Below are 12,094 nucleotides of genomic sequence, written 5' to 3'. Positions count from 1 at the left end.
CCCGGTGAAGGAGGGTGAGCCCATGCCCATTGCCGCGCATTCGGTGCACGCGCCGATCGGCGTGCTGCTGGCCGGCGGCCGGGGTACCCGGCTGGCACCGCTGACCGACCGGACGAGCAAGCAGTTGCTGCCGGTCGGCGGCCGTCCCCTGGCGGCCCGGGTGATCGACCAGCTGACCGCCGCTGGCGTCCGCGACGTGCTGGCGGTGATCGACGACCGGCACGCCGACGCGTTCCTGGCCGAACTGCGCGACGGCCGGGGCCTCGGGCTGCGCAGCCTCGCGTACGTCTGGCAACCGGCCGTCGGCGCGGGCATGCCCTCGGCGATCGCCCAGGTGGAGCCGCACGTCGGCGACCAGCCGATCGTGGTGGTCTGCGGCGACCTGCTGCTCGAGGCGAGCCTGAGCGGGGTCGTCGCCGACTTCCTGGCGCAGCCGGAGGGCGCCCGGGTGCTCGCGACCGGGGTGCCGGACACCGCCGGGCACACGCCGCTGCGCGCAGTCGACGGCCGGGTGCTGGAGCTGGCGGACAAGGACCGGGCCCGCCACGCCCCGGGCCTGATGGAGCTGGGCGTCTACCTGTACCGCCGGGACGTCTTCGACGAGATCCGCGCGCTGCGCCCGTCGGCCCGCGGCGAGACGGAGATCTGGGAGCTCAACCGCCGGTACGCCCGCCGTGGCCTGCTGCGCTGCACGGAGGTCACCGGCTGGTGGTACGACGTGGGCGGAAGTCTCACGGACTACCGGGCAGCGGACCGGCGCTACACCGACCTCGCCGGCACCCCGGCAGCCGCACCGGTCGCACCCGCCGCCCCGACCGCGTCGCACACCCATCGTTGACACTTTATTTTACTATAGTTAAGCTCCTCGAACGGTTCTCGACAGGCAGGAGCTGCGCCGTGAGCATCCGTCACGAAGTCACCACCGGGGACGCAGCCGCCGAACAGGTGTTCCTGAGCTTCCTCGGCAACCCACCCGACGTCGAACCCCTCGCGCAGTACCACTGGCTGCACGAGCACGCCCCCGTGTTCACCACCACGTCGGGCATGGTCGTGCTCACCCGGTACGACGACGTGGACACCGCGCTGCGGCACCGCAGCCTCGGTCGCGGCGACGAGTCGGTCCAGCACCTCACCGACCTGCCGCCGGAGTTGGTCGACCCCGTGATGGCGCTGTGGAAGCGCACCATGGTCTTCGCCAACCCCCCGCTGCACACCCGGATGCGTCGCCCGGTGGCCGCCACGTTCACTCCCCGGCACGTCGACGAGCTTCGCGAACGCGTCGTGGCCCGGATCGAGGGACTGCTGTCCACGCTGGCCGAGGAGCCCGGGGCCGACTTCGTCAGCCGGTTCGCCTCCCCGCTCGGTGCGGACGTGGTCGGCGACATGCTCGGCGTCCCGCAGCCGGACCGGGCCGAGCTGGCCCGACTGTCACCGGAGTCGATGAAGGTGTTCGACCCGATGACCGCCAGCACCGACCTGCCGGCCGCCGCGCACGCCGCGATCGAGCTGGCAAACTACTTTGGCGACCTGGTCGACACGCGGCGGCGCGAGCCCGGCGCGGACGTGGTGACCCGGCTGGCCGGCGCGCTGGACCAGGGCGAACTGGAGCGGATCGAGGTGGTGGCCGCCTCCGCGAACCTGCTCAACGCCGGCAGCGACACCCTGGTCAACCTGCTCAGCAACGCCATGTACGCGCTGCTGACCAATCCGGATCAGCTCGCCGCGCTCCGGACCGACCCGGGGCACCTGTCCCGGGCCGTGGAGGAGCTGGCGCGCTGGGACCCGCCGCTGAACCTCAACCCGCGCACCGCGCTGGAGCCGTGCACGGTCGCCGGCGTCGACCTCGTCCCGGGTCAGATCGTCATCGGGGTGCAGGGCGCGGCGAACCGCGACCCCTCCCACTACACCGACCCGGACCGGCTCGACCTGGTCCGGGACGAGGGACCCTCCCTCTCCTTCGGCGGCGGGGTGCACTACTGCCTGGGCGCGCACCTCGGCCGGCTGGTGCTCGGGGAGGTGCTCCGCGTCCTGGCCACCTCCGGCACGTCCGTGGAGCTGGCCGGCACGCCGCGCCGCCGCCCCGGGCACAACCTGCGCGGATACCAGTACCTGCCCGTCGTCGTGACCCGGTAGAGGAGAGCGCCGTGCGCCTGCTGTTCCTGTCCACCCCGCTGGCCAGTCACGTCTACCCGATGGTCCCGCTGGCCTGGGCGCTGCGGGCCGCCGGCCACGACGTGCTGATCGGCACCACCGGCCCGGCGCTGGCCGTGGCCGACTGCGGGCTGGACGTCGTCGACTTCGATCCGGAGGGCCGCTGCCCGTCGCTGGCCCAGATCAACGCCACCCGCCCGGACATCGTCGCCACGCGCGCCAGCCACATCGACGACGGCATGGTGCTGCTCATCGAGGCGACCCGGCAGTACGTGGACCGGATGATCGAGCTGGCCCGGCTGTGGCGGCCCGACCTCGTGGTGCACTCCCAGTTGCAGGGCGGGGGGCCGCTCGCCGCCGCGGCCTGTGGCGTGCCGGCGGTGGAGCACGGGACGAGCCTGCTGCGCACCGGCGACTTCTACGACCGGCTCGACCGGCTCATCCCGGAGACCTTCGCGGCGCACGGCCTCACCGGCCTGCCACCGCGCCGGGCGCTGCTGGACGTCGCCCCACCGAGCCTGGTAACCGCCCAACCGGGGGCCTGGCCGATGCGGTACGTCCCGTTCAACGGCGGCGGGGTGCTTCCCGCCGAGCTGACCGTCCCGCCGGGCCGCCCACGGATCGCGGTCACCATCGGCACGAACATCATGGCTCCCAACATGGCCGAGCTGCTGTCCCGGCTGTACGCCGCCGCCGAGGGCGTGGACGCCGAGTTCGTCGTGCTGCTCAGCGGGATCGACGAGGGGGTGGAGGTCGGCGGTGGGGCGCCGGAGAACGTGCGGCTGGTCCGCGAGTGGCTGCCGCTGCGGGCGCTGCTGGGCACCTGCGGGCTGATCGTGCACCACGGCGGGGCCGGTTCCATCCTGGCCGCGCTGGACGCCGGCGTGGTCCAACTCGTCGTACCCTCCGGGGCGCCGAACTACATCCAGTCCGACGCGGTGCGCGAGCGCGGGGTGGGAATCACCGTGACGGCCGACGAGGTGGACGCCAGCCTGGTGGAGCGGACCCTCGCCGACGAGAAGCTGCGGGCGGCGGCGGTCCAGGTGCGCGACGAGATGACGGACCTGCCACCGCCGGCCGCCGTGGTGCCCCGGTTGGTGGAGCTGGCGTCCTGAGCCGGCCGTGACCGACTCACCGATGGTGCACGTCACGCCCGGCCTCGTGCCCCCACCCGCCGCCACCGGGCCGGAGCCGACCCTCGTCGGCCTCACCCTGTTCCAGGCGGGGGTGCGGGTCCGCGACCGGATCACCGTGGACGTGCACGGTGAGCCGTACCCGGTGTCGCCGGTGTCGGCGGGCTTCGTGGCGTTGCGGGCCGAGCGGCTCGCCGCCGACCAGCCGCTCGCCGCCGGTGCGCTGCGGCTGGGCCGGCCGGTCGTGCTGGTCGGCGCGGCGGCCGGGGCGGCCGCCGCGCTGGCCCGGGCGACCGGCAGCCACTGGTCGTGGACGGCGCAGCCGGAGGAGGTGCACTTCCTGACCCCGCCCGCCTTCGTCGCCGACCGGGCCGCCGCGATCCGCCGCCGGCAGGCCCCCCGACCGGAGGGTGACCTGCCCCCGCAGCGGGTCACCGCGGTGGGGGTCGGCCCCCGGCTGTACGGCACGGCCGGGGCGGTCCGGGCCGCGCTGGCGCGCGCCGGGGCGGTGGTGGGCACCGACTGGACCTTCGACACCACCCTGCCGGCGGCCGGCCTCCGGCTGCCCGCCGGGGCCGGACGACACGTCGTGCCGTACGACACCACCGACTACGACCGGACCATCCGGGGCGTCGACACGACGCTGACCGAGCTGCAACGCGACGGCGTCGGCGAGATCGCGCTGCTGGTCGAGGGCAACCCGGACACACTGGACGTGCTCGACGGCGTCCGTCTCGCCGGGCGCACGCTGGACCTGGTGCCGGGCATCCCGGTCGCGGTCGCGGCGGCCTGGGAGGTCGGCGCACGGCTGCGACCGCATCCCTTCGGCTCGGGGCTTGCCTACCTGTCGGGGCTGCCCGGACGACACGGGCAGAGCCAGACCCAGCTGCGCGACGAGCTCTCCCACCACCTCGACGGCGGGCTCTCCTGCGTGCTGGTGGAGATGACGTTCAGCGAGCTCGGCACGGCCGTCGAGGCGGTCCGCCGCGCGCCGGTGCCCAAAACGGTGGTGGTTTTGGCGGACTACTCGTCCCCGCGGGCACGGATGCGGGTGGCGCACGCCCTGTCGCCGGCCGAACTGCGCGAGGTCATCGTCCAGGGGCGTGGCGTGCTGAGCACCGTGCTGGTCTTCGACGACCCGGGCGGGGACCTGGCGAGAGCGCTGCGGTGACGGCCCCGGCCACGGTGGGCGAGGTCACCGGCCTACTCGAGCAGCGCCACCCCGCCGACCTGGCCGACCCGGCCGACCGGGTGGGCCTGCTGGCCGGCCGGTCCGACGCGCCGGTCCGCCAGGTTCTGCTCGCCGTCGACGCCGTCGACGCCACGGTCGCCGAGGCGCTCGCCTGCGGCGCGGACCTGTTGGTGACCCACCGCCCACCGGACCCGGCGACCCTCGCCCGGGCCGAGGCCGCCGGCCTCGCCCTGCACGTCGGGCACAGCAACGCGGCGGTCGCCCGGCCCGGGGCGTCCGACGCGCTGGCCGCGCGGCTCGGGGTGGGACCGACCGATCCCCTGGTGCCGGTCGCCCGCCGGCGCGACGTGCTGGTGGCGTTCGTTCCGCCGGCCGACACCGACCGGCTGATCGACGCGGTGGCCGCCGCCGGGGCCGGCGTCATCGGCGACTACCGCCGGTGCGCCTGGTGGGCCACGGGCACCGGCTCCTTCGTCCCGCACGCGGGGGCCCGGCCCGTCGCCGGCACCGTCGGCGTGGTCCACCTCGCCACCGAGGTACGCGTCGAGATGGTGCTGCCGAGGAGCCGCCGCGCGGACGTGCTGGCGGCGGCGCGGGCGGCGCACCCGTACGAGGAGCCGGCCTGTTACCTGTTCGAGTTGGCGGAGGTCCCGGACGGACACGGGCACGGGCGGGTGGGCGAGTTGCCCCGGGTGGCCACGGTCGCCGAGCTGGCCGCTCGGCTCGGGGGTTCCGGCCCGGCCGTGCGGGTGGCCGGCGACGTCGACCGTCCGGTTCGGACGCTGGCGGTGTGCGCGGGGGCGGGCGCGGCGTACGTCGAGGCGGCGGCGCGGCGCGGCGTCGACGCGTACCTCTCCGGTGACCTCGCCGCGACGGGCGGCGCACCGGTGCTGGTCGACGCGGGCCGGTGGGCCACGGTGCGGCCCTGGTTGGACGCGCTTGCCCGGGCGGTGTCCACCCGGTACCGCGGGCGGCTGCCGGTGCGCGTGTCGAGGCTCAACACCGACCCCTGGTTCACTTTAGAAACAGTTAGTAATATGGCCGCGGGGTTCCCGCCCGCGCCCTGTCCGGAACCGGGGGCTGACGCTTGGCGGCGCCCCGCCGTCGAAAAGGAGGCGCCATGCTGACCATCGGCATCGTCCAACAGGGGGCCTGGGACACCCCGCTGGAGTCCATGCCCCTCGCCGCCGGCTACCTGCGGGCCACCCTCCTCGCCGACCCCGACCTCGCTGGCGCGGTGGACGTGCGCATCCACAACTTCCGCGGCGGCGTGCCGCTGATCCGGATGGCCGCCACCCTCTTCGCCAGGCCGGCCCCCGACGTGCTGGCCTTCTCGGTGCTCGGCTGGAACTACCGCGCCTTCGGCAGCCTGGCCGAGACCTACAAGCAGCTGCGCCCGGACGGCTGCGTGGTGTTCGGCGGCAACCATGTCGCCTATCAGGCCGACCGGGTGCTGCGCGAGCACCCGGCGGTGGACGTGGTGGTCAACGGCGAGGGCGAAGCCACCTTCCGGGAGCTGACACGCGCCCTGCTCAACGGGGGGCATGCGGAGGGGCTCGCCGAGGTCGCCGGGTTGTCCTTCCGCTCGCCCGACGGGGGCGTGCGCACCACCGCCGACCGAGACCGCCTGACGGACCTGGACGCCATCGCCTCCCCCTTCCTCACCGGAGCCCTGCCGCTGGCCGACGCCACCGGGCGCTTCCGCTACGACGTGGCGCTGATGGAGACCAACCGAGGCTGCCCGTACAAGTGCTCGTTCTGCTACTGGGGCGGCGCGGTCGGGCAGCGGGTCCGGGCGTTCTCCCGGGAGCGGCTCGCCGCCGAGCTGGACTGTTTCGGCTTCCACCAGGTGCAGACCGTCGTGCTCTGCGACGCGAACTTCGGGCTGCTCGCGGGCGACGAGGAGTTCGTGGAGGACCTGATCCACACCCGGGAACGGCGCGGATATCCCCGGGCGCTGGAGACCTCCTGGGCGAAGAACAAGTCCGACCGGTTCCACCGGATCGTGCGGGACCTGCGCCGGCACGGCTTCCAGAGCTCCTTCACGCTGGCTCTGCAGAGCCTCTCCGACTCCGCCCTGACCGGCATGCGTCGGCGCAACATGCGGCTCAACGACTGGGAGGCCCTGGCCGCGTGGCTGGCCCGGGAGGGGCTGGACTGCTATGCCGAGCTGATCTGGGGCGCGCCGGGCGAGACCGTGGAGAGCTTCCTGGCCGGCTACGACCGGCTCGCCGAGAACGTCAGCCGGATCGTCGTCTATCCCATGCTGCTGCTGCCCAACACCGGCTACGCCACCGAGCGCGACCGCCACGGCCTGGTCACCGTGCGGGGCGAGCACGACGACTTCGAGTACGTCCTGTCCAGCGACGGGGCCGGCCTGGCCGAGCACCTGGCCATGCAGCGATTCATGTACTTCGCCCGGGTGCTGGGCGAGCACCAGTTCCTGCGGCACGTCTGGACGCCGGCCCGGGTGATCGCCGGGGTGCGCCAGTCGGAGCTGATCCGGTCCCTGGATGCCTGGCTGGAGGCGGCCGACGACCCGGAGGTCAACGCCTTCGCCCGGGACGTGCCGCCGGTCGCCGAGTCCGCGGCGGTCACCGCGGGGCTGCGCCGGCTGTACACCATTCCGGCGCTCGACCGGGCCCTCGCCGACTGGTGGTCGACCACCCTCGTGCCGCGCTTCCCGCCCGGGTGGCGTGCCTTCGCCGCCGAGCTGTACGAGTTCGAGCGGTGCAGCCGTCCGCGCTACCTGGCCCCCGGCGACCCGGTCCCGGCCGGCTGGACGCTGCGTCGCGGGGAGCACCCCCCGGCGTACGTGAGCACGCCGGTCGGCTTCGTCCACGACGTGCCCGCCGTCCTGGCCGACCTCCGCCGGGGCGTGGTCCGGGCGCCCGTGCCATGCCCCACTGCCATGGAGTTCGAGGCGCCGGTCGGCTTCTACGACCAGTGCGACAACCATGAGACGGCGGTGCACTTCGTCGCCCGACCCCGGGTCGTGCCGCCGCCCGCCGACGACCACCGCCCGAGGGCCGCCGGTCCCACCGTGGCCAGCGGTGCCGCCGTCGCACCGGGCTGAGCAGCGGCATCGGCACAAGGCGCCGGGCCGAGGTCTCCGACGGTTGGCCCGCGGTCCCACCGTCCACCGCTTGGGGGCGCGGGTGGGGTCAGCCGTCAGCCCGGGCCAGCCAGACACTGATCGCGTTGCGTCCGCAATAACTTACATAAGATATAGCAGTCGACACCGCGACACCATCGCCGCCATAGCGGGATCTTGACGCCACGTGGCGATGGCATCACAACGCGATGATCCCTGTTACTATCCCTTCGTGAACAGCCGCGTCGCGGTGGCGTCCATTGGTTGTCCCCCTCTTGCCGACGACCCGCCCGGCGCGGCCGGCGTGCGGCATGACAGAGAGGACGACCGTGGGCCCGAGCGCTGATCTGGCCATCGAGACGAGCCAACTCACCAAATCGTTCGGAGCAACCCGGGCGGTCGACGGCGTCGACCTAGCCGTCGAGACGGGCACCGTCCACGGGTTCCTCGGGCCCAACGGAGCCGGCAAGACCACCACCATCCGCATCCTGTCCACCCTGACCCGGCCCGACTCGGGAACGGCCCGGGTGTTCGGGCTGGACGTGGTGCGCCAGGCCGAGGCGGTCCGCGGCCGGATCAGCCTCACCGGTCAGTACGCCTCGATCGACGAGGACCTCACCGGCCAGGAGAATCTGGTCCTGTTGGCGCGCCTGCTGGGGCACGGCTGGTCCCGGGCGCGCTCACGCGCCGACGAGCTACTCACCGCCTTCGACCTGCTCGACGCGGCCGGCAAACCGGTCAAGTCCTACTCCGGCGGAATGCGCCGCCGGCTGGACATCGCCGCCAGCCTGGTAGTGACCCCCGATCTACTCTTCCTCGACGAGCCCACCACGGGGCTGGACCCGGCCAGCCGCAACCAGGTCTGGCAGGTCGTCCGGGCCCTGGTCCACGCCGGCACGACCGTGCTTCTCACCACCCAATACCTGTTGGAGGCGGACGTGCTGGCCAACCGGATGGCCGTCATCGATCACGGCCGGGTGATCGCCCAGGGCACGCCGGAGGAGCTCAAGTCCTCGGTGGGGTCGGCGACGTTCCAGGTCCGGCTGCGCGATCCGGAACAGCGGGCGGAGGCGGACCGGCTGATCGGCGGGGTATTCGCCGCGTCGACGCACCCGAGCAACGACCCGGCGACGCTCACCGTGTCGGTGACCGACCCGGACCTGGCCTCCCGGGCGTTGGCCGAGCTCTCCGCCGCCGGCATCCCGGTGGCCGACTTCTCCCTCGGCCAGCCGAGCCTGGACGAGGTGTTCCTGGCCCTCACCGGGCACCGACCGGAGACCGACCGGTCCGCCAAGGAGGAGACGGCATGAACCCGACCCACACGGCGACGACGGCACCGTCAGCGGTCGACAAGCCCCTGGGCGCGAGCCTGCTCTCGCGGGACCGGCCCGCCCGCCCCGGTCCCCTCGCGGCGTCACTCGCCTTCGGCTGGCGTGCGCTGTTGAAGGTCAAGCACAATCCCCAGCAGCTCTTCGACGCGGTCGGCTTCCCGGTGATGACCACGCTGGTCTTCACCTACCTTTTCGGCGGTGCGCTGGCCGGCTCCACCCGGGAATACCTCCAGTTCCTGCTACCGGGGATCGTGGTGCTGACCGTCGTGATGATCAGCATGAACACCGGCGTGGCGCTCAACGTGGACATCGCCAAGGGAGTCTCCGACCGGTTCCGTTCCATGCCGCTGTGGCAGCCGGCGGTGCTGGTGGGCGCCCTGCTCGGTGACATCCTGCGGTACGCGGTCGCGGCCACCGTGACCGTCCTGGTCGGGCTGGCGCTGGGCTTCCGCCCCGGCAACGGCGTCGGCGGGGTGCTGCTCGGGCTCGTGCTCGTCGTGGTGTTCGCGTTCAGCCTGGCGTGGGTGTGGACGGTGCTCGGCCTCGCCGCCAACAAGCCCGAGATCGTCATGAACGTCAGCGGGCTGGCCGTCTTCCCGCTGCTGTTCCTCAGCAACATCTTCGTCGGCCCGAACACCATGCCCGGATGGCTCGAGACCGCGGTCGAGGTCAACCCCGTCACCCGCGCGGTGACCGCAAGCCGGCACGCCATGGACGGCACCCTGACCGCGGGGGACCTCACCGCGTACGCCGTCACCTGCACGGTGCTCATCCTGGTCTTCGGCTCCATCACGGGGGTGCTCTACAACGGGCGACGCCACAGCTGACGTCGCCCACCCGGTCCGGCCGGGTCCCCGGCCGGCGGTCCCGAGGAGGTTGACGTTGTCCTCATCCATCACCGAGCCCGACCGGCCGCTCGCCACTCCCGCCGATCCCGATCCGACGGGCGAGCGCGCCCTGCTCCTGGCGTTCCTCGGAGACCTGCGGGGCCGGGCGGTGCTCGACATCGGCTGCGGCGATCCCGCCCTGACCGGCCACGCACTGCGCAGCGGGGTGCTCAGCTACACCGGCGTCGCGCCGGACGAGGGGACCGCCGACGGGGTGCGCCCCCTCCTCGACCCCGGCATCGGCCACCTCCGGGTCCGCGACCTCAACGCCTGGTCCGGCCGGGACGACTCCACCCGGGTCGACGTGGTGGTGTCCCGACGGGCGCTGCACCGGGTGCGCAACCTGCCGCGGTTGCTGGCGGCGGTGCAGCACGACCTGGTGCCCGGTGGGCGGCTGGTCTTCTCGGTGCCGCACCCGCTGGTGACGGCGGCCGTCGGCGGCGGGCACGGGCGCGGCTGGCTGCGCACCGCCGACTACTTCCGGGAGGGCGAGCGGCCGGTGAGCGACGCCCTGCCCGGGGGGGCACCCTGGCACCGGACGTTGGAGACGTACCTGCGCGAGCTGCGGCTGTGTGGCCTGCGGCTTGACGAGTTCGCCGAGGGCCTGACGGGGATGGACCACACCGCCGGCCCCACCGGCCCGGGCGACGGCCCGCGCTGGGCGTTGTTCCGCGCCGGGGGGGGGTGTGGTTGGGTGCCGCCGGCCCGGCGGGGGCGGGCCGGCCGACGTCTGTTCAGGACATCGCCTCGGTCAATTTGATCATCGAGTCGACGGCGTGGTCGATCTCCTCCCGGTTGTTGTAGAGATGCGGGGCGAGCCGGATCGCGAACCGCTCCGTGTCGGAGCCGCGCACCGGGAAGAACGTGAACCTCAGGTTCACCCCGTACTCGTCCTCCATCCGCTGCTCGAACTCGACGAACCGGTTCATGTCGAGGGCGTGCTCGGGGTTACGGAATGGCTGAAAGGCCACCATGCCGCAGTGCAGCCGCTCGTCGTGCAGCGGGCTGAACAGCGCCGACTCGCCCCAGTGCTCGGCGACGCGGTGCTTGAGGTGACGGCTGAGACCGTGCACGTACCGCTGGATGTTCTCCTGGCCGATGGTCTGGAAGATCTCGCAGGAGGCCTGGAGTGCCGGCCCACGCGACAGGTCGGCCGAGCCGGTCTTCTGGACGAACGTGCCAATGTCGTACGTCGGTTCGCGGGTGGTGGTCCGCGGCGGCAGCTCGCCCTCGATCGGATACCACAGCGAGATGATGGGCCAGAACGTGGGCAGCGGCAGCGGGTTGTGCTCGGGCAGCACCTTGTTGCGGGCGTAGAGGATGCCGGTGCCCATCGGCCCGCACTGGTACTTCGAGCCGGAGCCGCTGAGGAAGTCGACGCCCAGCCCGTGCAGGTTCAACGCGAACTGGCCGGGCAGGTGGGCACCGTCCACCACGCTGATCAGCCCGTGCCGCTGGGCCAGCTCCGCGAGGGCCCGGGTGGGCATCGTCGTGCCGACGGTGAAGGTCACGGCTGCCCACTGGAGCACCCGGGTCCGGGGGGTGATCGCCGCCTCGAACATCTCGACGATCTCCTCGACGCTCTGGTCCGGGCCGAGCTTCGGGGTCAGCTTGCGGACCACCACGCCCCGCCGGTTGTGCAGCAGGTTCAGCGGCGCCTGCATCGTGTAGCACTCGTGGGTGGTGGTGACGACCTCGTCGCCCTCGTCGAGGTCGAGGCCGTTGAGGATGCGGGAGTTGCCGTCCGTGGCGCCCTGGACGATCGCGATCTCGTCGGGGTCGCAGCCGTAGGCGGCGGCCAGCACGGCCCTCGGCTCGGTCATCGTGGTCGGTGGGTACGGGTCGCGCGGGTGGCGGGCGAAGTCGCCGTCGGCCGTCCTGAGCATGTCCAGCACCCGCTTCGGGACGGAGCCGATGGTGCCCACGTTGAGGTGGGTCAGCCGCGGGTCGATGGGGAACAGCTCGCGCACTCGCCGCCAGTTGGCCTCCTCGTCGAGGGGTCCACGGGGGACCTCGGGAAAGCCACGGCCGGGCGCGCCCACCGCGGCTGCCGCCCGGCGCGCCTCCGCCTCGGTGCGCTGGCGGGCCAGCACCGCGGCGATCGACTCGTTCTTCGCGCTGGTGTCCTGGGTCACGGGACTTCCCTCCGTCGTCGGGCTGGCGACCATGGGGCACTACGCCTTCCGATAGTCGCCAGGGGAACACTGCCGGGGGCCGGGCCGACCGGGCTGGACCGGTCCGCCGATATCGAGGCGCCCGCAGGGGCCGGGCAGGGGCATCCCGCCGCACCCTTGGTTCACTATCGT

Annotated in this window: 10 protein-coding genes; 9 read left to right on the top strand and 1 reads right to left on the bottom strand. The window is 73.2% G+C overall.

Going from position 1 to position 12,094, the window contains the following annotated elements; genetic code table 11:
* Positions 1-22: 22 nt before the first annotated feature.
* The 9 genes from SNR22_RS09475 to SNR22_RS09435 all read left to right on the top strand — a co-directional run bounded on the left by SNR22_RS09475 (position 23) and on the right by SNR22_RS09435 (position 10,548).
* Positions 23-838 (top strand): sugar phosphate nucleotidyltransferase, encoded by an 816-nt coding sequence (locus SNR22_RS09475; protein WP_320066132.1) that lies wholly within the window; start codon positions 23-25, stop codon positions 836-838.
* Positions 839-897: 59 nt separating this feature from the next.
* Positions 898-2,133: a cytochrome P450 gene (locus SNR22_RS09470; protein ID WP_320066131.1), complete on the top strand. Its 1,236-nt coding sequence runs from the start codon at positions 898-900 to the stop codon at positions 2,131-2,133.
* Positions 2,134-2,144: 11 nt separating this feature from the next.
* The gene (locus SNR22_RS09465) at positions 2,145-3,266 is read left to right on the top strand and encodes a nucleotide disphospho-sugar-binding domain-containing protein (protein WP_320066130.1); all 1,122 of its coding nucleotides are present in this window, start codon (positions 2,145-2,147) and stop codon (positions 3,264-3,266) included.
* Between the two features lie 7 nt (positions 3,267-3,273).
* Complete coding sequence (locus SNR22_RS09460) at positions 3,274-4,455, top strand: hypothetical protein (RefSeq protein WP_320066129.1); 1,182 nt, start codon at positions 3,274-3,276, stop codon at positions 4,453-4,455.
* Complete coding sequence (locus tag SNR22_RS09455) at positions 4,452-5,603, top strand: Nif3-like dinuclear metal center hexameric protein (protein ID WP_320066128.1); 1,152 nt, start codon at positions 4,452-4,454, stop codon at positions 5,601-5,603. Before SNR22_RS09460 ends, SNR22_RS09455 begins: the two co-directional genes overlap by 4 nt.
* Positions 5,597-7,552 carry a KedN5 family methylcobalamin-dependent radical SAM C-methyltransferase gene (locus SNR22_RS09450; protein ID WP_320066127.1) on the top strand — a complete coding sequence of 652 codons (1,956 nt, stop codon included), beginning with the start codon at positions 5,597-5,599 and terminating at the stop codon, positions 7,550-7,552. The genes SNR22_RS09455 and SNR22_RS09450 overlap by 7 nt, the downstream gene beginning before the upstream one ends.
* Before the next feature lie 329 nt (positions 7,553-7,881).
* Positions 7,882-8,880 (top strand): ATP-binding cassette domain-containing protein, encoded by a 999-nt coding sequence (locus SNR22_RS09445; RefSeq protein WP_320066126.1) that lies wholly within the window; start codon positions 7,882-7,884, stop codon positions 8,878-8,880.
* Positions 8,877-9,728 carry an ABC transporter permease gene (locus SNR22_RS09440; RefSeq protein WP_320066125.1) on the top strand — a complete coding sequence of 284 codons (852 nt, stop codon included), beginning with the start codon at positions 8,877-8,879 and terminating at the stop codon, positions 9,726-9,728. Before SNR22_RS09445 ends, SNR22_RS09440 begins: the two co-directional genes overlap by 4 nt.
* A 55-nt stretch (positions 9,729-9,783) precedes the next feature.
* Positions 9,784-10,548 (top strand): class I SAM-dependent methyltransferase, encoded by a 765-nt coding sequence (locus tag SNR22_RS09435; protein ID WP_320066124.1) that lies wholly within the window; start codon positions 9,784-9,786, stop codon positions 10,546-10,548.
* Here SNR22_RS09435 and SNR22_RS09430 read toward each other — a convergent pair.
* On the bottom strand, positions 10,523-11,923 hold the full coding sequence (locus SNR22_RS09430) for an aminotransferase class V-fold PLP-dependent enzyme (RefSeq protein ID WP_320066123.1): 1,401 nt from the start codon (positions 11,921-11,923) through the stop codon (positions 10,523-10,525). The two genes, SNR22_RS09435 and SNR22_RS09430, sit on opposite strands and share 26 nt — an antisense overlap.
* Positions 11,924-12,094 lie beyond the last annotated feature (171 nt).

The organism is Micromonospora sp. RTGN7, assembly GCF_033804645.1.
GTDB lineage: Bacteria > Actinomycetota > Actinomycetes > Mycobacteriales > Micromonosporaceae > Micromonospora.
Note: the sequence above shows the minus strand (reverse complement) of the source record. Positions and strands in the feature narration are given on the sequence as shown.

What these genes read in the sequence shown, in the direction of transcription:
- SNR22_RS09475 (WP_320066132.1), top strand. Translation starts at nt 23, where the DNA reads ATGCCCATTGCCGCGCATTCGGTGCACGCGCCGATCGGCGTGCTGCTG.
- SNR22_RS09450 (WP_320066127.1), top strand. Translation starts at nt 5,597, where the DNA reads ATGCTGACCATCGGCATCGTCCAACAGGGGGCCTGGGACACCCCGCTG.
- SNR22_RS09445 (WP_320066126.1), top strand. Translation starts at nt 7,882, where the DNA reads ATGACAGAGAGGACGACCGTGGGCCCGAGCGCTGATCTGGCCATCGAG.
- SNR22_RS09440 (WP_320066125.1), top strand. Translation starts at nt 8,877, where the DNA reads ATGAACCCGACCCACACGGCGACGACGGCACCGTCAGCGGTCGACAAG.